16 protein-coding genes and 1 pseudogene are annotated in these 21,321 nt (G+C 66.7%); 9 read left to right on the plus strand and 8 right to left on the minus strand.

Features of this window, described 5'->3' with window-relative positions; genetic code table 11:
• Positions 1-158: 158 nt before the first annotated feature.
• Positions 159-3,554, plus strand: coding sequence for a pyruvate carboxylase (locus tag QFZ23_RS08965; RefSeq protein WP_306922265.1), 3,396 nt, complete (start codon positions 159-161; stop codon positions 3,552-3,554).
• Between the two features lie 313 nt (positions 3,555-3,867).
• Positions 3,868-5,130, plus strand: coding sequence for a nucleotide-binding protein (locus QFZ23_RS08970; RefSeq protein WP_306922267.1), 1,263 nt, complete (start codon positions 3,868-3,870; stop codon positions 5,128-5,130).
• Positions 5,131-5,151: 21 nt separating this feature from the next.
• On the opposite strand, the gene QFZ23_RS08975 is transcribed toward QFZ23_RS08970, so the two are convergent.
• Positions 5,152-6,972: an AMP-dependent synthetase/ligase gene (locus QFZ23_RS08975; protein WP_306922269.1), complete on the minus strand. Its 1,821-nt coding sequence runs from the start codon at positions 6,970-6,972 to the stop codon at positions 5,152-5,154.
• A 299-nt stretch (positions 6,973-7,271) separates the two neighbouring features.
• On the opposite strand from QFZ23_RS08975, the gene QFZ23_RS08980 reads away from it, so the two are divergent.
• Positions 7,272-8,312: an ROK family glucokinase gene (locus QFZ23_RS08980; RefSeq protein ID WP_306922271.1), complete on the plus strand. Its 1,041-nt coding sequence runs from the start codon at positions 7,272-7,274 to the stop codon at positions 8,310-8,312.
• A 25-nt stretch (positions 8,313-8,337) separates the two neighbouring features.
• On the opposite strand, the gene QFZ23_RS08985 is transcribed toward QFZ23_RS08980, so the two are convergent.
• Genes QFZ23_RS08985 through QFZ23_RS08995 form a run of 3 tightly spaced genes read right to left on the minus strand, consistent with a single transcriptional unit; the run spans position 8,338 to position 10,605 of the window.
• Positions 8,338-9,015, minus strand: coding sequence for a hypothetical protein (locus QFZ23_RS08985; protein ID WP_306922273.1), 678 nt, complete (start codon positions 9,013-9,015; stop codon positions 8,338-8,340).
• The gene (locus tag QFZ23_RS08990; protein ID WP_306922275.1) at positions 9,008-9,820 is read right to left on the minus strand and encodes an alpha/beta hydrolase; all 813 of its coding nucleotides are present in this window, start codon (positions 9,818-9,820) and stop codon (positions 9,008-9,010) included. The genes QFZ23_RS08985 and QFZ23_RS08990 overlap by 8 nt, the downstream gene beginning before the upstream one ends.
• Positions 9,817-10,605 carry an alpha/beta hydrolase gene (locus tag QFZ23_RS08995; RefSeq protein ID WP_306922276.1) on the minus strand — a complete coding sequence of 263 codons (789 nt, stop codon included), beginning with the start codon at positions 10,603-10,605 and terminating at the stop codon, positions 9,817-9,819. Before QFZ23_RS08995 ends, QFZ23_RS08990 begins: the two co-directional genes overlap by 4 nt.
• Before the next feature lie 110 nt (positions 10,606-10,715).
• Here QFZ23_RS08995 and QFZ23_RS09000 point away from each other — a divergent pair, with 110 nt between their 5' ends.
• Both QFZ23_RS09000 and QFZ23_RS09005 read left to right on the plus strand, forming a co-directional pair.
• A complete protein-coding gene (locus QFZ23_RS09000; protein WP_306922277.1) occupies positions 10,716-11,483 on the plus strand; it encodes a lysophospholipid acyltransferase family protein in 768 nt (255 codons plus the stop codon).
• A gap of 105 nt (positions 11,484-11,588) precedes the next feature.
• Positions 11,589-12,980: a class II 3-deoxy-7-phosphoheptulonate synthase gene (locus tag QFZ23_RS09005; protein WP_306922279.1), complete on the plus strand. Its 1,392-nt coding sequence runs from the start codon at positions 11,589-11,591 to the stop codon at positions 12,978-12,980.
• A 139-nt stretch (positions 12,981-13,119) separates the two neighbouring features.
• Here QFZ23_RS09005 and QFZ23_RS09010 read toward each other — a convergent pair whose 3' ends face one another.
• Both QFZ23_RS09010 and QFZ23_RS09015 read right to left on the minus strand, forming a co-directional pair.
• Positions 13,120-15,330, minus strand: coding sequence for a Stk1 family PASTA domain-containing Ser/Thr kinase (locus QFZ23_RS09010; RefSeq protein ID WP_306922281.1), 2,211 nt, complete (start codon positions 15,328-15,330; stop codon positions 13,120-13,122).
• Positions 15,331-15,442: 112 nt separating this feature from the next.
• Positions 15,443-16,715: pseudogene (locus QFZ23_RS09015) on the minus strand (LysM peptidoglycan-binding domain-containing protein).
• Here QFZ23_RS09015 and QFZ23_RS09020 point away from each other — a divergent pair.
• Together QFZ23_RS09020 and QFZ23_RS09025 are read left to right on the plus strand one after the other, a co-directional pair.
• Positions 16,678-16,818, plus strand: coding sequence for a hypothetical protein (locus tag QFZ23_RS09020; protein WP_306926982.1), 141 nt, complete (start codon positions 16,678-16,680; stop codon positions 16,816-16,818). The pseudogene QFZ23_RS09015 and the gene QFZ23_RS09020 sit on opposite strands and share 38 nt — an antisense overlap.
• Positions 16,819-17,013: 195 nt before the next feature.
• Complete coding sequence (locus QFZ23_RS09025) at positions 17,014-17,367, plus strand: Rv2175c family DNA-binding protein (RefSeq protein WP_306922283.1); 354 nt, start codon at positions 17,014-17,016, stop codon at positions 17,365-17,367.
• A gap of 51 nt (positions 17,368-17,418) precedes the next feature.
• Here the strand turns inward: QFZ23_RS09025 and QFZ23_RS09030 are convergent, their stop codons facing one another.
• The gene (locus QFZ23_RS09030; protein WP_306926768.1) at positions 17,419-18,510 is read right to left on the minus strand and encodes a polyprenyl synthetase family protein; all 1,092 of its coding nucleotides are present in this window, start codon (positions 18,508-18,510) and stop codon (positions 17,419-17,421) included.
• On the minus strand, positions 18,510-19,055 hold the full coding sequence (locus QFZ23_RS09035; RefSeq protein ID WP_306922285.1) for a hypothetical protein: 546 nt from the start codon (positions 19,053-19,055) through the stop codon (positions 18,510-18,512). The genes QFZ23_RS09030 and QFZ23_RS09035 overlap by 1 nt, the downstream gene beginning before the upstream one ends.
• A 141-nt stretch (positions 19,056-19,196) precedes the next feature.
• On the opposite strand from QFZ23_RS09035, the gene dinB reads away from it, so the two are divergent.
• Both dinB and QFZ23_RS09045 read left to right on the plus strand, forming a co-directional pair.
• Entirely contained in the window at positions 19,197-20,357 is a 1,161-nt protein-coding gene (dinB, locus tag QFZ23_RS09040) for a DNA polymerase IV (protein ID WP_373427928.1), read from the plus strand.
• Between the two features lie 330 nt (positions 20,358-20,687).
• Positions 20,688-21,059 (plus strand): DUF3040 domain-containing protein, encoded by a 372-nt coding sequence (locus QFZ23_RS09045; protein WP_102973963.1) that lies wholly within the window; start codon positions 20,688-20,690, stop codon positions 21,057-21,059.
• Positions 21,060-21,321: the final 262 nt, after the last annotated feature.

A 21,321-nucleotide genomic window follows, 5' to 3' on the forward strand; every position in this document is an offset into this window, starting at 1 on the left:
GGTGGCAGCACAGCGGCAGTAAATACGGGCCGGCAGTGAATATGGCCGGGACATGACGGATAATTCTGTGATGGTAGACACAATGATTTGTGTTTCATCGGGCCCGTCTTACACACTGTGACCACTTACCGATACACCCGCAATGATGCAGGAGAAGTATGTTTTCCAAGATTCTGGTGGCCAACCGCGGAGAAATCGCAATCCGTGCTTTCCGCGCTGGCTACGAACTGGGCGCCAAGACAGTCGCCGTGTTCCCCAATGAGGACCGTAGCTCGATCCACCGCCAGAAGGCCGACGAGGCGTATCTGATCGGCGAAGAGGGCCACCCTGTCCGCGCCTACCTGGACGTTGACGAGGTGGTTCGCGTTGCCAAGGAGTCCGGTGCGGACGCCATCTACCCCGGTTACGGCTTCCTCTCCGAGAATCCGGACCTTGCGCGTGCCGCGAAGGCCGCAGGGATCACCTTCGTGGGCCCGCCCGCGGAGGTCCTGGAACTCGCCGGCAACAAGGTGGCCGCGCTGGAGGCCGCCCGCAAGGCTGGTGTCCCCGTGCTGAAGTCGAGCGCGCCGTCGAAGGACCTCGACGAACTGATCGCTGCTGCGGATGAGATCGGCTTCCCCATCTTTGCCAAGGCCGTGGCAGGCGGCGGCGGGCGCGGCATGCGCCGCGTCGACACCCGCGAAGCCCTGCCGGAGGCGCTGCAGTCCGCCATGCGCGAGGCCGACGCAGCCTTCGGTGACCCCACCATGTTCCTTGAGCAGGCCGTGCTGCGCCCGCGCCACATCGAGGTCCAGATCCTGGCCGACGCCGAGGGCAACGTCATGCACCTCTTCGAGCGTGACTGTTCCATCCAGCGCCGCCACCAGAAAGTCATCGAGATCGCCCCGGCCCCCAACCTGGACGAAGGCATCCGCCAGGCCCTGTACCGGGACGCCGTGAAGTTCGCCAAGGCCCTGAACTACGTCAACGCCGGAACGGTCGAGTTCCTGGTGGACACTGTGGGCGAACGCGCCGGCCAGCACGTTTTCATCGAAATGAATCCCCGCATCCAGGTGGAGCACACCGTCACGGAAGAGGTCACCGACGTCGACCTCGTCCAGGCGCAGATGCGTATCGCCGCCGGCGAGACCTTGGCCGACCTGGGCCTGTCCCAAGAGACGGTCTTCCTCAAGGGCGCCGCGCTGCAGAGCCGCATCACCACCGAGGACCCGGCCAACGGCTTCCGGCCCGACGTTGGAAAGATCACCGGTTACCGCTCCGCCGGCGGTGCCGGCGTAAGGCTCGACGGCGGTACCGTCTACTCGGGTGCCGAGATCAGCCCGCACTTCGACTCCATGCTTGTGAAGCTCACCTGCCGCGGCCGGGACTACCCCGCCGCTGTTGCCAGGGCCCGCCGGGCGCTGGCGGAGTTCCGTATCCGCGGTGTCTCCACCAACATCTCCTTCCTCCAGGCCGTGCTTGACGATCCGGACTTCATCGCCGGCAACGTGGCCACGTCATTCATCGACGAACGGCCCGAACTGCTCAAGGCGCGCGTCTCCGCCGACCGCGGAACCAAGCTGCTGACGTGGCTCGCCGAGGTCACCGTGAACAAGCCGAACGGCGAGCTTCCGGTCCGCAGCAACCCCGCGGACAAGCTCCCCGCAGTCTCCAGCGCTGAGGCCCGCCCCGGCTCCCGCCAGCGGCTCCTGGAACTCGGACCGGAGGGATTCGCCAAGGCCCTGCGCGAGCAGACGGCCGTCGCCGTAACCGACACCACCTTCCGCGACGCCCACCAGTCCCTGCTGGCCACCCGCGTCCGCACCAGGGACCTGGTGGCAGCCGGACCCGCGGTCGCCTCCCTCCTGCCGGACCTGCTGTCCGTCGAAGCCTGGGGAGGCGCCACCTACGACGTCGCCCTGCGGTTCCTCGGAGAGGATCCCTGGGACCGGCTGGCGGCGCTGCGCAAGGCCCTGCCGAACATCTGCCTGCAGATGCTGCTCCGCGGCCGGAACACCGTGGGCTACACCCCGTACCCCGAGGAAGTGACCGAGGCCTTCGTCAACGAGGCAGCGGCCACGGGCATCGACATCTTCCGCATCTTCGATGCACTGAACGACGTCAGCCAGATGGCACCTGCCATCCGCGCCGTCCGGGCCACCGGCACCGCCGTCGCCGAGGTGGCGCTGTGCTACACGGGCGACCTGCTGGACCCGGAAGAGAAGCTCTACACGCTGGACTACTACCTGGGCCTGGCGGACAAGATCGTCGAAGCCGGCGCCCACATCCTGGCCATCAAGGACATGGCAGGCCTGCTGCGTCCGGCAGCCGCCGCGAAGCTCGTCTCGGCACTGCGGGAACGCTTTGACCTCCCGGTCCACCTGCACACCCACGACACCGCAGGCGGCCAGCTCGCCACCCTGCTCTCGGCAGTCGATGCCGGCGTCGACGCTGTGGATGTCGCCTCGGCATCCCTCGCCGGCACCACGAGCCAGCCGTCGGCGTCGGCCCTGGTTGCTGCCCTGGCCCACACGGAACGTGACACCGGGCTCAGCCTGGCAGCGGTCAGCTCGCTCGAGCCCTACTGGGAGGCCGTGCGCAGGGTTTACGCCCCCTTCGAATCGGGCCTGCCGGGTCCGACCGGCCGCGTGTACCAGCACGAAATCCCGGGCGGGCAGCTGTCCAACCTTCGCCAGCAGGCCATCGCGCTGGGCCTGGGCGAGCGCTTCGAGGCGATCGAGGACATGTACACGGCCGCCGACCGGATCCTGGGCCACCTGGTCAAGGTCACCCCGTCATCGAAGGTGGTGGGCGACCTCGCCCTGCACCTTGTGGGCCTGAACGCAGACCCGGCCGACTTCAACGAGAACCCGCAGAACTACGACATCCCGGACTCCGTCATCGGCTTCCTGTCCGGCGAACTGGGCGATCCTCCGGGAGGCTGGCCGGAACCGTTCCGCACCAAGGCCCTCCAGGGCCGGAGCATCAAGGTCCGCGACGCCGAACTGAGCGCCGAGGACAGTGCGGCTCTCCGCGGCGACTCGAAGACCCGCCAGCAGACGCTGAACCGGCTGCTGTTCGCCGGGCCGACCAAGGACTACCTCAAGAGCCGGGAGACGTACGGCGACGTTTCGGTCCTGGACACCCGCGACTACCTTTACGGTCTGCAGCGCGGCGAGGAGCACGTGATCCAGCTCGAAAAGGGTGTGCGCCTCATCGCGTCCCTGGAAGCTGTGTCGGAGCCGGACGAGAAGGGCATGCGCACGGTCATGTGCACGCTGAACGGGCAGTCCCGCCCGGTCTCGGTGCGCGATAAGTCCGTGGTCAGCAATGTGAAGACGGCAGAGAAGGCGGACGCGTCCGTGCCGGGTCACGTCGCAGCTCCCTTCGCAGGCGCAGTGACGGTCACCGTCAAGGCGGGCGACACCGTCAAAGCAGGCGACACCGTTGCCACCATCGAAGCGATGAAGATGGAGGCATCCATCACGACGCCGGTGGGCGGCAAGGTGACGCGGCTGGCCATTTCCGCTGTGGAACAGGTGCAGGGCGGTGACCTGCTGATCGTCGTCGACTAGGCGACTGTTGAGCAGGTGCCCGGCGGGCAGAATGACCGCTGACTAGCCTGCAGGGTGGCCAGCGGCCGCCCTGCAGGTAGGGTGGAAAACAGAAAAAAGTTGTGGGGACGGCGCCAAGCCGCCCCCACAGCCATTTCCGAACCACACCGGCAGCCTGGAACTCCACCGGCAGCCGGTACAAGACAGAGCGGAAGCCATGACGCAGACCAATACGCCCAAGCCCGGGCCGCGCCCCGACAGGCCCCCCGTCATCGATGTTGCGGGGGAGGCTGGAACCCGTCCCCGCGGCCCCTCTCCGGCGGACACTGCAGACGTGTCACCGTCAGAGGCCACCGGCGTGGTGCCGACAGGGGACATCAGCGTGGTGACCGTTTCCGACGCCCAGGACCGCACGTCCGCCGGGTCGCTCTCCGCAGTCGGTGGCGTGGTGCAGCAGGGAACGGCGTCGGCGGCCATGCCCGTCGTGACGGCGGGTGCCGGCGGGGTCAACGCTGCGGATGTCAGTGCAGGCGATAAGGACCAAGCCGGCACAGCCGCCGCGGGCACGGAGCCAGCCGGCACAGATTCGGCAGCCGACTTGGCTGCCGCCGAACAGGCGCCGGCTGAAGAAGCCAGGGAGCTCCCCGGGCGCCGCGAGCGTCCCGAGGGACCTGAGCCCGCTGCCGCCCTGACCGCCGACCGTCTCCTCACCAGGTCCGCAGCCGCACCGGTCTCGGGCTGGCGCCGGTGGCTGTACCAGGCAACCCTGGGCCACGTGAACCTGGGCGACTCGGACCAGGTCCGCATCCAGCGGGCAATGGAGCACCGCATCGCCCTGCGGCTGGGGGAGCGGACCCGGTACGTGCCGGTGCTCTCGCGCAAGGGCGGAGTGGGCAAGACCACCGTCACCACGCTGCTCGGCATGGTACTGGCGGAGCTGCGTGAGGACCGGGTCATCGCAATGGATGCGAATCCGGACCGGGGCACGCTCTCGGACCGTTCCCCGGGTAGGGCTGATTTCACGGCGCGCCAGCTGGTTAAGGACAGGTTCACCGTGAACTCGTTCGCACAGCTGTCCAACTACACCGCGCGCGACGGTTCGCGCCTCGATGTTCTTGCCTCGGACACAGATCCCATGGTGGCCCACGCCTTCGACGACGCCGACTACCGCGCAGTCACCGACATTCTGGGCCGGTACTACTCGATCGTGCTCACCGACTCAGGCACCGGCATGGTGCACTCGGTCATGAAGGGCACGCTGGAAAAGGCCGACGCCGTGGTTCTCGTTTCGGGCGGCAGCGTGGATGAGGCCCGGCTGGCGTCCGAAACGCTGTCCTGGCTTGAAGCCCACGGCCGCCAGGATCTCGTCTCCAAAGCCACGGTGGTCATCAACATGGCCGCCGGCAACCGCACCCTGGTCAACATCGACGAAATCGAGCAGCACTTTCTGTCCCGGGTCAAGAATGTGGTGCGGATTCCGCACGACCGGCATCTGGCGGAAGGTTCGCGGATCCGCCTCGGCCAGTTGAAGCCGGCCACCCGCGCCGCGGCTGTGGAGCTGGCCGCGCTGGTGGTGGACGAGCTGCAGCAGGCCTGAGCCGGTGGATAAAACTCCCGTCTAGGCGCGGGTGGGCTTCGGCGACTTGTACATTTCGTCGATAACCCCTTCGAAGTCCTTCATGACCTGGGCGCGCTTGACCTTCATGGACGGGGTCAGGTGGCCGGAGGCTTCGGTGAAGTCGCTTGGCACGATCCGGAAGGACTTGATGGCCTCCGCCTGCGACACCGACTGGTTGGCCTGGTTGATGAGCTCCTGCACCGCCGCCTTCACCTCGGCATGCCCGGCGGCGTCGCCCAGGGGCGTGTCGGCCGGCAGGCCATGGCGCTGCAGCCAGCCCGGAAGGGCTTCCTCATCGAGTGTCACGAGGGCGCCGATGAAGGGGCGGTTGTCACCCACGACGAGTACTTGTGACACCAGCGCATCTGCCCGGATCTGGTCCTCGAGCAGTGCGGGAACCACATTCTTGCCGCCGGCGGTAACGATGATTTCCTTCTTTCGGCCAGTGATCAGCAGGTAGCCGTCCTCGTCCAGCTGGCCGAGGTCCCCGGTGCGGAACCAGCCATCAACGAACGACTCCTCCGTCAGGTCGGGGCGCTGGTAGTATCCCCGCATGACGCAGGTGCCCTTGACGAGGATCTCGCCGTCGTCGGCAATCCTCACGCTGTTGCCGGGAATCGGGACGCCGACCGTGCCGATCTTGATCCGTTCCGGCGTGTTGACGCTGACGGGCGCCGTGGTTTCGGTGAGGCCGTAGCCTTCCAGGATCTGCAGGCCGATGCCCTGGAAGAAGTGGCCCAGACGCTCGCCCAGCGGGCCTCCGCCGGATACCGCATGGGCCACCTCGCCGCCCATGGCGGCGCGGAGCTTGGCGTAGACGAGCTTGTCGAAGATGGCGTGCCTGAGCTTCAGGCCCAGGCCGACGCGGCCGCCTTGCCTTGCCCGCGAGTACGCGATGGCCGTTTCGGCAGCCTTGTGGAAGATCGGGCCCTTGCCGCCGTCCTCGGCCTTGGTGAGGGCCGAGTTGTACACCTTTTCGAACACCCGCGGCACGGCAAGGATGAACGTCGGCTTGTAGCTCTGCAGGTCGGGCAGCAGGTGTTTGATGTCAGGGGTGTGGGCCACGGTCACGCCGGCGGCCACGGCCAGGACCGAGATGAAGCGCGCGAAGACATGCGCCAGCGGCAGGAACATGATGGTGCGGGCCTGCTCATTGACGATGCGGCTCAGCGAGGTGGCCAGGGCGTCCTCGGACAGCTCAGCGAAGTTTCCGTGGGTCAATTCGCAGCCCTTGGGCCGGCCGGTGGTGCCAGAGGTGTAGATGATGGTGGCGAGGTCGCGAAGTCCCGCCGAGCTCCGGCGGGCTTCGAGTTCAACGTCGCTGACAGCGGCGCCGGCCGAACGCACGGCGTCGAGGCCGTCCCCCTCCAGTTGCCACACGTGGGCGAGTTCCGTCAGCCCCTCGGTGGCCGCGGCCTGCCGGATGATGTTTTCGTGGTGGCCCGATTCGCCAAATGCAGCGACGGCACCGGAATCGCCCAGGTTCCAGGCAACCTGGGAAGGCGACGACGTTTCGTAGATGGGAACAGAAACGCCACCTGCGAACCAGATGGCGAAGTCGATGAGTGCCCACTCGTAGCGGGTCCGGGACATGATGCCCACGCGGTCGCCCGCGCCGACGCCACTGGCGATGAGCCCTTTGGCGAGGGCTGACACGTCGGCCAAAAACTCCTTGGCCCGGATGTCCTGCCATTGGCCGGCGGAATCCAGACGCGAAAACAGGGCAGGGTTGGACGCCTTCGCCGCCTGGCGCAGTACAAGGTCCGTGATATTGCTGTCCAGGGGGACGTTCGCCAAGGGCGGAACGCTGAATTCGCGCACGTTAGCTCCTTTGATATCCGTTGGCCGCAACGGGTAACCCTAACCTTAGTACGTCATGTGGCGGTGGCCGGCAGATCTTGGTTACCCGCCGGTAACTTTACGCCGGAGGGCAACGCGCCGCCAGTTTCCCGGACGTACCGTTTGCGTGTCGTGGCTGCGAAGACGCTCCACGGCGACACCTAGAATGGGGGATTATGCAGCCCTCTCCGCCCAACGAGCAGCCAGTCCCGCCCCTTGACTCCAGTCGGAGCGGCCTGCCCGGGGGATGGGCGTTCCGGCGCGCGGTGTCACGGCACTCAATGTCGCGGCGCCCGGTATCGGGGTACGGCGGCCGGCTGGACGGCCACCGACTGTTCCGCCAGCAGCTGCGGCTGGGCCGGCGGGGACTTGCCATCGGCATCGACATTGGCGGCACCAAGGTTGCGGCCGGCGTGGTGGACGCCGAGGGCCGCATCCTGCGCGAGGCGCGGCGGTCCACGCCGGGAAGCGATCCGCGTGCAGTGGAGCGCGTCATCGTGGAACTGGTTGAGGAATTGAGCGCCGGCGCCCGGATCAGGTCCGTGGGCATTGGCGCCGCCGGCTGGATGGATCTCGACGGCGGCACGGTGCTGTTCAGCCCGCACCTCGCCTGGCGGAACGAACCGCTCCGGGAAAACCTGCAGCACCTGCTGCGCCGCCCCGTCATGCTGGTTAACGACGCCGACGCTGCGGCCTGGGCCGAGTGGCGCTTTGGCGCTGGCCGGGGGCAGGACCGGCTGGTCTGCATCACCCTTGGCACCGGCATCGGCGGAGCCATGGTGATGGACGGGCACGTTGAACGCGGCAGGTTCGGCGTGGCGGGGGAGTTCGGCCACCAGATCATTATGCCCGGTGGCCACCGGTGCGAGTGCGGCAACCGCGGCTGCTGGGAACAGTACGCCTCAGGCAACGCCCTTGGCCGGGAAGCGCGGGAACTGGCCCTGGCGAATTCGCCCGTGGCGCAGGAACTTCTCAAGGCCGTGGACGGAAGCGCCGAGCGCATCACCGGGGCGACTGTGACGGAACTGGCGGTCGCTGGCGACGCCGCCTCCCGGGAGCTGCTGGAGGACGTCGGGAACTGGCTCGGGCTGGGGCTGGCGAACCTTGCCGCCGCCCTTGATCCCGGGAAGTTCGTGATTGGCGGCGGTCTGTGCGCGGCCGGCGAACTGCTGGTGGCTCCGGCGCGCAAGGCCTTTGCCCGTAACCTCACCGGCCGCGGATTCCGTCCGGCCGCAGAAATCGACTTGGCCGCCCTGGGGCCCAACGCCGGCCTGATCGGAGCTGCCGACCTGTCGCGGGTCAGCAGCCGTACGCACCGCTGACCCCGGTCCGCCGCTGACGGAGGCGTCAGACCCGGGCGCCGTCGTCGTTCTCGTCCTTCTCCTGCGGCAGCTTCATGATCAGATACACCACAGCCCCGATGAAGACGGCCACCATGCCGAGGATTGCCAGCAGCGGCGCGGAGCGCCAGAACATTGACGACAGGACGAGGGCAACCGGGGCACCCACGGCGCCCAGCCACGCCAGCATCGTCAGCGGATCCGTCGCCGAAAGCTTGGGAGGCTCCTCCGGGACGAACTCGCCGTCGTCGTCCTCGACGCTGTAGTCGCGCGGATCCCCGGCGCTGGAGGGAACGTCAGCCTGGCCGGACCGGGTGGCCTCCTGCTGCCCGGCTGCTTTCTCCCGGTCTGCAGCCTGCTGCCGCTCGGCCGCTGACAGTTCCCGTGGGGCCCGGGGCGCCAGGCCCAGCGGATCGAAGTCCGTGAAGCGCTTTGCAGCGCTTTCCGGACCGGAAGCGTCCGCCTGTTCTGCCGGTGCAGGGCCGGTGTCGTCGCTGGTAGCCATGCTGTGCCGGGGACCGCCGTGATGGCGCGGAGACCCGGGGGCTGGGGAGTCCCCGTCGCCGGGGACGACGTCCGGATCGGGAGCCGGGGTGTCGCCCTGGAGCCTTGCCACCAGGTCGAGCCAGACGGCGTCGTCCTGGTTGGCACTCGGATCGGACGAATTCGAATCGGGCCTATTCATCGGTCGCGCCCTTCTGGCTGGCTGTCGCGGATCCGGCGGATCCCTGGCGGATGTCCGCCACCACGGAGCGGATGAAGTCCACCGAGCCGCTGAAGATCTGGCCGGCGTCGTGGTCCAGCGTGGCCACGTGGTAACTGTTGTCGAGTCGCGTGAGCTGCAGCGGGGCGTGGGTAAGCCCGCGCCGCAGGGCCGTGATGCTGGAATCGGAAACAACGTGATCCACAGTGGAACGGAACACGCGCACGGGCGCTGTGATGCGTGGCAGCAGCCGGGCCGTGTCCTTGAACATTTTATTCAGTTCGTGGGCGGCTGCCACGGGGATGCGGGAATATGCGCCTTCGTCGACGCCCTGCTTCCGGATGTCGTTGGCGATGGCCGGCGTGCTCTTGAGTACCAGCTTGAGGATGCCGGCCAGCGGCGCGCGGCGGTCATCGATGACAAGTCCGGGGTTGACCACGACGGATCCGGCCACAGGCCTGGTCGCGGCGATTCGCAGTGCCAGGGCGCCGCCCATGGACAGGCCCGCGGCGAACACGAGGTCGCACTCGGACTCAAGCTCAAGGTAGGCGGCGTCCATCGCGTCATGCCACTGCTGCCAGCGGCTGCGGGAAAGCTCCTGCCAGGTGGTGCCGTGGCCCGGCAACAGCGGCATCCTGACGGCAAAGCCGGCATCGGCAAAGGACTGGGCCCACGAACGCAGGCTGTGCGGACTGCCCGTGAACCCATGGGACAGGGCGATGCCGATGGACGGCCCCTCGCCGGAGAAGGCGCTGCTGAATGGGCTGTGATCGGGAACTGTGGTCATGACTTCTCCGACGGTATGTGGCTTCGGGAATGCAGCTGGAAAAACCGCGCCGAGGACTCGAAAATTTCCTGGGCATCCGTGTCCAGCGTAGCCACGTGACCGCTGTTCCTGAGCGGCACCACGTCCAGGGCTGCCGAGGTGAGGCGCTTCCGGATCAGGCTGAGCGAGCTCGGGGGTACTACTGCGTCATTGACCGACCTGAAGACCAGCACCGGGGCGGTGATCCGCGGCAGTCCGCGGGCGGCGGCAGCGAAGAGCCTCTTCAACTGGTGAACGGCCGCCAGCGGCGTCAGGGAGTAGTCGCCGTCGTCGGTGGTGGCCGCCGTCGGATTTTCCTCCGCTATGGGCACGGTGGTTCTTTGGATGTACTTCAGCAGGCCAATGATCCGGACGCGCCGATCGTAGAAGCTCAGGCCGGGATTGACGACGGCGACGCCCGCCACGCTGTGGCGGGCTGCGGTGAGCAGGGCGATCGCACCGCCCATTGAGAGGCCGGCCACGTAGCATTCGTCCGTCCTGGCGGCCAGGTCCAGATAAGCCTGTTCGAAAGCGCCGTGCCACTCCCTCCATCCGGTGCCGGCCAGATCCTGCCAGGTGGTGCCGTGCCCCGGGAGCAGCGGAACAGTGACGGCGAAGCCGCGCCCGGCCAGGTATTCGGCCCACGGCAGGATGCTCAGAGGGCTGCCGGTGAAGCCGTGGGAAATCGCGATTCCGATCCGCGCATTGGGTCCGTGTCCCGCGTAGCTGAAAGCGGCGGGCCCTATGCGGTCGCTGCTTTCTGTCATGGATCCATCGTGTCACTGTTCCGGACAATTCTCACTAGAGTAGGGTTGCATTGCAGTGCCGCCGGGCCCTTTGAACGCCTCGGCGGTAGCCTTCCGGAGAGGTAAGACACGTGTTCTATTGGGTCATGAAACGGATCTTCCTGGGGCCGGTGGTCCGCACTCTTTTCCGGCCATGGGTCAAAGGGCTGGACAACATCCCGTCCGAGGGCGCTGCCATTATTGCCTCCAACCACCTCTCTTTTTCGGACTCGATCTTCATGCCGCTGATGGTGCCGCGGCCTGTCGTTTTCCTGGCCAAATCCGAGTACTTCACGGGCACCGGACTCAAGGGCCGGCTGACCGCCGTGTTCTTCCGGCTGACCAACCAGCTGCCCATGGACCGTTCCGGCGGGGCGGCCTCGGCGGCCTCCCTCGAGGCGGGCATGGACGTGCTGACGCACGGCGGGCTGCTGGGCATCTATCCCGAGGGCACGCGCAGCCCCGACTCGCGGCTTTACCGCGGGAAGGTGGGGGTGGCGCGGCTGGCGCTCCAGGCCGGCGTCCCGGTCATCCCGGTGGCGATGATCGGAACGGACAAGGTCCAGCCCATCGGCAAGCGGCTGCCGAACATCCGCCGGATCGGCATGATCTTCGGAAAGCCGCTGGACTTCAGCAGATATGAAGGCTTGGCTGATGACCGGCTGATCCAGCGGTCCGTTACGGACGAGGTCATGTACGAGCTCATGCGGCTCTCCGGGCAGGAATACGTGGACGAGTACGCCTCGGTGGTCAAGCTCAGGCTGGCGGGGAAGTCGGCCGAAGATCCGGGGAAGGGCGGCCAAGGGCCAGGGAAGGGCGGCGAAGAGCCCGGGGAGACCGGTTCGTCCCGGTCAGCTTAGGCCGCTGTGACCTGTGACGGTTGGCGCTGTGCATCTGTGACGCCCTGGCCGGGCGCATGACAGTCCGGGTGTCCCGAGCCGGTCCGGCCAACTACTCTTAGTAATGTGACTGAGCTATCTGCAAAACCTGCCTCTTCCCTGACCAGCACTGCACAGAGCGGTGCGGCCAACTATCCGGGACTCGACAACTGGCGGGACCTTCCCATCTCCCAGCAGCCGAGCTGGCAGGACTCCGGGGTCTTCAACGCATCCGTCAAGGAACTGTCGGTGCTCCCGCCGCTCGTTTTTGCCGGCGAGGTGGACATCCTGCGCGAGCGTCTCGCCGCCGCAGCCCAGGGCAAGGCCTTCCTGCTCCAGGGCGGTGACTGCGCCGAGACCTTTGAGGGTGCTACCGCGGACAAGATCAGCGCACGTGTGAAGACGATCCTGCAGATGGCGGTGGTCCTGACCTATGGTGCGGCGATGCCCGTCATCAAGATGGGGCGCATGGCCGGACAGTTCGCCAAGCCGCGTTCCTCCAACGACGAGACCCGGGACGGCGTGACGCTGCCCGCATACCGGGGCGACATCGTGAACGGATACGACTTCACCCCCGAATCCCGGGCCCACGACGCCAACCGCATGCTGCGCGCGTACCACACGTCCGCTTCCACGCTGAACCTCATCCGGGCCTTCACCCAGGGCGGCTTCGCGGACCTCCGCCTGGTGCACACCTGGAACAAGGGGTTCACCGAGAACCCCGCCCATGCCCGCTACGAGTCGCTCGCGCGCGACATCGACCGCGCCATCAAGTTCATGGCATCCTGCGGCGCAGACTTCGAAGCCCTCAAGCGGGTTGAATTCTTTGCCAGCCATGAGGCGCTCCTGCTCGACTACGAGCGTGCGCTGACCCGCATCGACTCCCGCACCGGCCTGCCCTACGGCACCTCCGGCCACTTCCTGTGGATCGGTGAGCGTACCCGCGAGCTGGACCACGCCCACGTGGACTTCCTGTCCCGCGTCCGCAACCCGATTGGCGTCAAGCTGGGCCCGTCTACGTCCGGTGACGATGCCCTGCGCCTCATCGACAAGCTGGATCCGGAGCGCGAACCCGGCAGGCTCACGTTCATCACCCGCATGGGTGCCGGCAACATCCGCGAGAAGCTCCCGTCCCTCGTGGAGAAGGTCACCGCCTCCGGCGCCCAGGTCCTGTGGGTCACGGACCCGATGCACGGCAACACCGTAACCTCGCCCAACGGCTACAAGACCCGCAATTTCGACGACGTCATTGACGAGGTGCGCGGGTTCTTCGAAGTGCACCATGCCCTGGGGACGGTTCCGGGTGGCCTGCACGTCGAGATGACCGGGGATGACGTGGCCGAATGCCTCGGCGGCGCCGATCCCGTCGACCAGGAAGCGTTCCTTGACCGCTATGAGTCGGTCTGCGACCCCCGGCTGAACCACATGCAGTCGCTGGAGATGGCTTTCCTCGTGGCTGGCGCGCTCACCCGCCGCTAAACGCCCCAGGCCAGATCCACAGCAGGCCAGATACAACAGCACACAGATCCACAGCACGCAGATCCAACAGCATAGAAGAAGGACCGGCGCCGGGAGCAGTTCAGACTCCCCGGCGCCGGTCTTTCGTTTGTCGTCCTGGCTACACCACGGTGAGGGTGATGACGGAGCCTTCGGGGACCTCGGTGTCTACGGGATCCTGGTCCCGCACCGTGCCGAAGAAGCCGCCGAGAATTTCGTTGACGCGGACTTGGAAACCGCGCTTCCTCAGCGCCTCAGTTGCGTCTTCCACCTGTTTGCCGATGTAGGTGGGCACCTTCACGAGCTTGGGCCCCTCGGAAATCGTCAGGGTGACCGTTTGGCCCCTTGTCAGGGTTCCCGAAGCAGGCTCCTGGCTGACCACGGCGCCCTTCGGAACGTTCCGGTCATGCACCGTTTCGTGGGCGAAGACGGCTTTAAGGCCGGCAGATTCGATGGCACGGAAGGCTGCGTCCTGATCCTGTCCTCGTACATCCGGCACCGGAATGGGCTGCGGGCCCTTCGAGACAGTGAGGCTTACCGGTGTCCCATGTCGCACGGGGGTTCCCGACGCCGGAGCCTGGCCCAGCACCGTGCCGGCGGGCACCTCCTCGTCGAACTTTTCGGTGACCTTGCCCAGCGCCATCTCGGCCCCGTTGAGTGCTTCCTTGGACGCATCGAGCGTCTTGCCCGTCAGTTGCGGCAGTGGAAACAGCTGCGGACCCTTGGACACGAACAGCGAGACCTGCTGGAATTTGCGGATTTCCGTTCCGGCATCCGGCTCCGACCCCACCACGAGTCCGGCCTTGACGTCGTCGTCGAAGACGTCCTTGGTACTGGATTGGAATCCGGCGTCCCGGAGCAGCTGCTGCGCCTCCGCCACGGTCCTGTTCGCCACGGCCGGCACGGTACCGGGGGAGCCGGGTCCCATGCCGAAGAACCAACCAGCCCCTGTCGCCAGAAGGGCCAGAATGACCAGGACCACAATCCAGAGCGCGCCCCGGCGCCGGGAATTCCCCTCCCGGAGCGTTCGGACGGGAGTGGCCGCCGCGCGCGACCGTTCCCTTTGTTCGTGGCGGTCCAGCTTCCGCTGTTCCCGCTTGCTCAGGGGGAGCGGGGCGGCCTCCCTGTCGTCGTCGTCGAATCCATAGGGCGGGAGGACCGGCCGGGGAGTTGAAGAGACAGGAGTTGAAGAGACAGGGGTTGAAGCGCTGGGGGTTGAAGCGCCGGGGGCGGAAAACACGGCGGTCGGGTTGCTGGTGCGTGAAATGACTTCCGTGGGGCGGCCCCGGGGGACTTCATCGCCGTGAATGGGTGCCAGCAGCTCGGTGTGGTTTCCCTGGCCCCCCTGGACAGGCGGGCTCTTCGGCATCGGGGACGGCATCCGGGCAGGTGCGGGGGGAGCGTTCATGCCTCGCGGGCCGGCGTCGGGGCCCGTGCCTGCCGCCGCGGCCGCCTGGATGGCCGCAGGGGGTTGCAGATCCAGTTCAGAGTCGGTGAGGTTGGTCCGGATATGACGGAGCTCCGCGAGCAGGGCGTTGCCGTCCACCGGCCGTTGCTCGGGGTCGCTGGCGGTACACCACTGGACGAGTTCGTCCACTTCCCCCGCGAGGCCCGGAACCAAGCCTGAGGGAGCACCCACAGTGGAATTCACGTGCTGGTAGGCCACCTGGATGGGGACCTCGCCGTCGAACGGCTGGCGTCCGGTGAGCATCTCGAACAGCATGATGCCCGTGGAGTAGATGTCGCTTCGTGCGTCGGCCGGCTTGCCAAGGACCAGTTCCGGCGAGAGGTACGCGATGGTGCCGATCAGGGCACCCGTGCTGGTTGTTGTCGTCACGGCGCGCGCGAGGCCGAAGTCGCCGATCTTGATCCGGCCGTCGTCGGCGATCAGGACGTTCTCCGGCTTGACGTCGCGGTGGATCATGCCGGCGGCATGGGCAGCCCCCAGGCCTTCCACCACCGGATCGATGAGTGCCAGGGCCAGCCGGGGGGACAAGGCGCCCTTGCTGTTGATGACGTCGCGGAGGGTGTGCCCCTTGATGTACTCCATCACGAGGTATGCGGTGTCTCCGTCGTGCCCCTGGTCGAGGACGCCCACCACATGCGGGTGTGAGAGCTTTGCGGCTGCCCGTGCTTCGCGGGCCAGGCGATCGAGGAAATTGCCGTCGTTGGCCAGGTGGGGATGCAGGACTTTCAGGGCGACATCACGGTCCAGCCTCTGGTCCGTGGCCACATAAACGGTGGACATCCCGCCCCGCGCCAACCGGGACTTCACCTGGTAGCGGTTGTCCACGAGCGACCCGACGAGACTGCCTAAAGCGTTTTCCTGCACTCTTCGATACTAAGTGCTGCACGGAAACGGGTCCGAATCAACATGCGATCCGGACCCGTATCGGTATGCTCCCGGCGGCCGGGGTCGCCGGCCCGGAGGTCAGTTGAGGGAGTCAGCTGAAGCTCTTGCGGTGTGCCTTGATGGCTGCGACGTAGTGCTTGGTGTCGGTGTACATTCCGTGCTTGTTGACCGAGTACTGGCCCTGGTAGTAGCCGGCGATGGCGTAGTCCAGGTTCTTGCTGGTCCGGATCAGCTGGCGGATGATTGCGATTCCGGCTGTGGCGTTGTCATACGGATCAAGAAGGTTCAGCTTCCGGCCCACCAGGTCGGATGCCCACTCGCCCGAGGAGGGGATGACCTGCATGGTGCCGATGGCGTTGGCCGGCGACACTGCCCGCTGGTTGAACCCGGATTCCTGGTACGCGAAGGCCTGTGCCAGCGCCGGATCCACGCCCATCCGCCGTGCCGTGTCGGCCACGATGGACTGCATCTGGGCAAGCGAGGGAACCGGCGAGGAGTTGAGCAGGGCCTTGTTCTTGTTGGCCGAGCTGACCACGGCTGCCGGGTAGGTGTAGCCGAGGAAGGAGCTGGGCACGAGCGGCGTGACGCTGGATGCCGGCTGGACGGCGCTGGCCTTCCCGGGAATGGCGAGCTTCTGGCCGGGGTAGATGACGCTGGTGACCTTCAGCCGGTTCGCCGACAGGACGTCCGCGAGCTTGACGCCGTGCCTGGCTGCGATGCCGGACAGCGTGTCCCCGGACTTGATGACGTAGGAGGCGGAGCGGGCGGCGGCCGGTGCTGCCGCCTTGGCCGGGGCCGCCGCAACAGCCGTGCCGGCACCGAGGCGGATCTTCTGACCGGGGTAGATGATCGACGTCACCTTGAGCCCGTTCCAGCTGAGCACCTGGGAGAGCCTGACGCCGTGCCGACCGGCGATGCCGCCCAGCGTGTCGCCGGACTTGACCGTGTACGTCCTGGCAGCGGTGCTGGCAGGCGCCGCAGCAGTCCTGGCCGCCGGAGCCGCGGCAGCCTTCAGCCTGATCCGCTGCCCCGGGTAGATCACGGAGTTCGACTTCAGGTTGTTGAGCTTCAGCACGGCAGTGGTGCTCAGCCCGTACCGGCCGGCGATGCCGCTGACCGTGTCCCCGCGGACCACCGTGTGGGCCGTCGGGGTGACGCGGGTGGGCTGAAGGCCCGACGGGAGCGCGGCCGGCACGGAGGCTGCGGGGATGATGCCAGCTTTGACTGCTGCTGCCTGGGCCTCGATGGCGGCGGCGAGTGTCGCGGGCACCGTGCTGGTCCCGGGCGTCGGCCGCTGCGGGCTGGGCGACCGCAAGGGAGGAAAGCATGACGGCGGGGAGCGTGGCCGTCGTGGCCGCGATCAGGGGCAGGCCCGGCCGGGGTGACTGCTTGGTGGAGCGGGTCGTCGTCATGGGAAAGATCCTCTTCTCAGCGGCGAATGCTGTCGGTCATGCCAGTTGCTCGTGATACCAATGTTACTGATGTTAATTGTGTTGCGAATGTTATCTATGTGAATCTCTCACGATTTTTCGGTTAGCACAAGAATCGGCTTTCAGCCGGAAAATCTGCCCGGCTGGGAGTGTCGCGCGCGAAAATGGAGCGGGCGCACGCGTGCGCTGCTTCGACTAGGCTTGCGGGCGCCCGCCATGGCAACCTTGACCCGTGAGTACTGTAGAAACCCTTGTAGGCGACTGGCTGCCCCTGCCCGATGTTGCCCAGTTGCTGGATGTGTCCATTACCAAAGTCCACGGGCTCCTTGACGAGCGCGCGCTGGCGGCCCTGCGGATCGGGGAACGGCGGATCCGTTCGGTGCCCGCGGCTTTCCTCCAGGACGGTCACGTCGTGGACAGCCTCAAGGGCACGATTGTGGTGCTGTCGGACGCCGGCTTCTCGGACGAGGAGCTTATCGGCTGGCTTTTTACCCCTGACGAGTCACTGCGCGGGCGCCCCATCGATGCCCTCCGCGAGGGGCGCAAGACGGAAATCCGACGTCGGGCGCAGTCCCTGGCCTGGTAACTACCCCGGCCTGGTAACTACCCAGCCTGGTAAACGGGCCGGGCCAGCCGATTAGGCGGCCCGGCTCACTGTCGCCTCAGCCAGCCGCCGCAGCGCGGTCTTGGGGAGGTCTTCCAGCGGCAGGAGCTCCAGTGCTGCGTATGCCGCTGCGCCGAATTCCTCGATCAACACTTCCGTGGCCTGCAGCGCCCCGCAGTCCGCGATGATCCGGCGGATCTCGGCCACGTCTTCCTCGCTCAGTTCGGGGCTGCCAAGCTTTGAGTCGATGAACGCGGACTCCTCAGGGGTGGCCAGGTCCAGGGCGAAGGCCACGAGGACGGTCCGCTTGCCTTCCCGGAGGTCGTCTCCCGCGGGCTTTCCGGTGGTGACCGGGTCCCCGAAAACGCCCAGGACGTCGTCGCGAAGCTGGAAGGCCTCGCCCAGGGGGAGGGCGAAGGCGGAGTAGCCCCGGAGCAGTTCGTCCGAGGCTCCGCCGAGCGCACCGCCCAGGGCGAGCGGATGTTCCGTCGAGTACTTGGCCGACTTGAAGCGGATGATCGACTGGGCGCGGCTGACGGCCCCGGCGCGGTCCCGGACCGGCCCGGCCACCTCTTCGAGGATGTCCAGGTACTGGCCGGCCATGACCTCCGAACGCATAAGGTTGAAGATTAGCCTTGCCCTGCTTCCAGAGGCTGCCGTTTCGCCGATGTCGGTGAAGGCTTCCTCGCTGAAGGACAGGCAGAGGTCGCCGGCCAGAATGGCCGCGGCGTGGCCGAAGCGTTCGCTGTCCAGGGCCCAGCCCTGGGACTCGTGGAGCTGGCTGAACCGGCGGTGTACGCTAGGTCCGCCGCGGCGGGTGTCCGACCGGTCGATGATGTCGTCGTGGATCAGGGCTGCCGCCTGGAACAGCTCAAGCGCGGCGCCTGCTGTGACGATGTCCTCTGCCGCGGCGGGGCCGCCCGCTCCGCGCCACCCCCAGTAGCACATGAGGGCACGCAGCCGCTTTCCGCCGGTGACCAGGTTGGAGATGGACCCCATGATGGGATCGATGTCCGGCGAGATTGCCGTCATGATCGACTGCCGGGTCGTCAAAAAGTCTGTGAGCTTTCCCGCGACGGCGGCCACGAAGTCCGCCTGCTCCACGCGAAGCTGCTCGGCCAGCATCACTTGACGGACTCGGGCGTCACGTTGGCGCCGATAGTGAAGGTGGAAACTCCTCCGGTTGCGGGGACGGCGATGTTAACCGTCTCGTTGCCCGCCCGCACGAAGTCCTTGGACGCCACACTGCCCACCGTGCTGCCGGGAACGGCCTTGAAGCCCTGTGCCTCCAGGGCTTTGGTGTAGTAGGCGACGACGGCGGCCGGCTTGGCGGCGGTTGAGCCCACCAGTGCGGCGGTGGCCGGGGATGCTGACTTGTCGAAGCTGCTGGCCACCACCTTGGTCCCGGGCATCACGGGAAGAAGCTTTGACGGGAAGCCTGCGACAAGCGCTCCCACGGTGGCCGACGTGCCAGGTGATGCACTCGGGCTGGCGGCTGCGGCCGCTGAGGCCGTGGCAGTCGCCACTGCGGACGAGGGGGCCGGTGCCGTTGCCGCGGGCGTTGCGGAACCAGGGGCCTGTGGCGTGCACGCTGACGCCGCCGCCACTACGGCCGCTCCAGCGGCGAGCAGCCCAAGGCGGGCAGGCATGAGCGTTCCAATGACCTTCACAGGTGTGGTCCTCCTGGGTGTTGATGCCGGATTCAGCCTCCAGTTTAGTCAGGTGCAGGGCATAGGATTGCAGTTGTGGGGCCGGACGAAGACAGAGAGCAGGCGGAAGCGCGGCTGCGGGACCTTCGGCGGGCAAGCATTATGCACGTCGATATGGATGCGTTTTTTGTCTCGGTTGAACTGCGCGCCCGCCCTGACCTGCGCGGCCAGCCGGTCATCGTGGGCTTTCCGGCGGAGCGCTCCGTTGTGCTGTCTGCGTCGTACGAGGCACGCAAGTTCGGCGTGAAATCGGCGATGCCCATGGCTGTGGCGCACCGGCTGTGTCCGCAGGCCACCATCATCGAGCCCAGGCACAAGCTGTACTACGAGGTATCCGGCCAGTTGATGGCCATATTTGAGTCCATCACGGAGCTCGTTGAACCGCTCAGTGTTGACGAGGCATTCCTGGACGTCGGAGGCGCGATCCGCAGGCTCGGTCCGCCGTTGGAAATCGGGCAGTTGATCCGGCGGAGGGTTGCCGGCGAGCTGGGCATCACGGCGTCCGTGGGGATCGCCGCCAGCAAGTTCGTGGCAAAGATCGCCTCCACCCGGTGCAAGCCGGACGGCCTGCTGCTCATACGGCCGGAGCAGACCGTACCGTATCTTCACAGCCTTCCCGTCAATGCCCTGTGGGGTGTCGGGGGAAAGACGGCGGAGGTGCTGGCCCGCATGGGCATCCGTACCGTGGCGGACGTCGCCGCGACGCCGGTCTCCTCGCTCAAGAAGGTGCTGGGCGCCACCGGTGAGCACGTCCACCGGCTCTCCTGGGGCATCGACAGCCGGACGGTCACGCCGGTGCGGGTTGAGAAAAGCATCGGAGCGGAGGAAACGTTCGCCGCGGACACGGCGGACGATGCCCTGCTGCACAGGGAGCTGCTGCGGCTGTCCCACCGCACTGCGGAGCGGCTCCGCGCTTCCGGGCTGGTGGCCCGGACGGTGGCGCTCAAGCTGCGGTACGCCGATTTCTCCACCGTGACCCGAAGCCGCACCGTCCACACGCCGCTGGACAGCGCGCAGCTCATCTATGCCGTGGCCATCCAGTTGCTGGAGTCACTGGGCAGCCGGCCCCTGACGGTCCGGCTGGTGGGCGTCCGTGCGGAGCAGCTGGAAGCGGCCGCCCAGACATCCCTACAGCTGAGCCTGGACAGGCGCGATGACAACTGGCGGGCCGCCGAACAGGCGCTGGACAAGGTGACAGGGAAATTCGGCAGCAAGTCCGTGCTTCCGGCCCGGCTGCTTGAGCCGGGAAGCGGCAACTCCTGATGCGATTCCGGCTGAGTGATTCCCGCGACATCCGCGGACGCGGGAAACCGTGTTCGTGACCGCAGATCCGTGTCAGTTCAAGGTCCAGGGAGTGTTGCCGCCCGTGAACAGCGTCTTTCAGAACAGCGCCTAACAAACTATCCTTATAGATACAAAGATTTCGAACGTCTGGACATGTGTGGATCACCTGACCCGCCGCGTCAGTATGCTTGAATCGCTGGATCTGCCGAGGTTGGCAGGCCGGGAACCTGGATGGCATGCCGGTCGTTGACGAGGCAGGAACAACCGGTTCTGACCTGTCCGGACGTTGGCCTACTTAAGGAGGTCGTGATGCCGCTCTCGGAGCACGAACAGAAGCTGCTCGAGCAACTCGAGAGGCAACTGCATGAGGACGATCCAAAGTTCGCCAATTCCATGGGCTCGGATCCCGGCCGCAGCTGGTCCACCCGGCACATCGTGATTGGCGTACTGGCCACGCTGGCCGGGGTGCTGCTCCTCCTGGTGGGGGTCTCCCTCCAGAACATATTTGTCGGGGTCCTCGGGTTCGTCGTCATGGGTGCCGGAGTTTACTTTGCCACGATGCGCAGCGTTGCGGCAGGCAAAGCAAAGGCCGGCGGGCATGGCCGAAAGTCGAAGAGCAAGAGCTCCTTTATGAACAGCCTCGAAGAGCGATGGGATGAAAGGCGCCGCGGGGAGTCCTGAGCCCGCCGCTCCACTTCCCACCACCTCCACTTCGTACCATCCTCCACATCGCACCACCGGGGCCATCCCGGATGGGCGCCAATAGTCCAGGAATGACCCGCCGCGGCGGGTCATTCCGCTTTAAGCCCCGGAACTGGTGCCGGGACCGGTGTTCCAGGGCCCGATCTCACCGTGGCCGCCGTCAGTGGACCGGGCAATTTCCCTCCACTTTCCACCCCCGCCCAAAATCCCCGCCATTCCGCCGAAAAATGTTTGTCCAAGC

Source organism: Arthrobacter globiformis, assembly GCF_030818015.1.
GTDB classification, from domain to species: domain Bacteria; phylum Actinomycetota; class Actinomycetes; order Actinomycetales; family Micrococcaceae; genus Arthrobacter; species Arthrobacter globiformis_C.

What these genes read in the sequence shown, in the direction of transcription:
- QFZ23_RS08965 (WP_306922265.1), top strand. Translation starts at nt 159, where the DNA reads ATGTTTTCCAAGATTCTGGTGGCCAACCGCGGAGAAATCGCAATCCGT.
- QFZ23_RS08980 (WP_306922271.1), top strand. Translation starts at nt 7,272, where the DNA reads ATGTCGCGGCGCCCGGTATCGGGGTACGGCGGCCGGCTGGACGGCCAC.
- QFZ23_RS09030 (WP_306926768.1), bottom strand. Translation starts at nt 18,510, where the DNA reads ATGCTGGCCGAGCAGCTTCGCGTGGAGCAGGCGGACTTCGTGGCCGCC.
- QFZ23_RS08985 (WP_306922273.1), bottom strand. Translation starts at nt 9,015, where the DNA reads ATGAATAGGCCCGATTCGAATTCGTCCGATCCGAGTGCCAACCAGGAC.
- QFZ23_RS08990 (WP_306922275.1), bottom strand. Translation starts at nt 9,820, where the DNA reads ATGACCACAGTTCCCGATCACAGCCCATTCAGCAGCGCCTTCTCCGGC.
- QFZ23_RS09045 (WP_102973963.1), top strand. Translation starts at nt 20,688, where the DNA reads ATGCCGCTCTCGGAGCACGAACAGAAGCTGCTCGAGCAACTCGAGAGG.
- QFZ23_RS09020 (WP_306926982.1), top strand. Translation starts at nt 16,678, where the DNA reads ATGACGGCGGGGAGCGTGGCCGTCGTGGCCGCGATCAGGGGCAGGCCC.
- dinB (WP_373427928.1), top strand. Translation starts at nt 19,197, where the DNA reads ATGCACGTCGATATGGATGCGTTTTTTGTCTCGGTTGAACTGCGCGCC.
- QFZ23_RS08995 (WP_306922276.1), bottom strand. Translation starts at nt 10,605, where the DNA reads ATGACAGAAAGCAGCGACCGCATAGGGCCCGCCGCTTTCAGCTACGCG.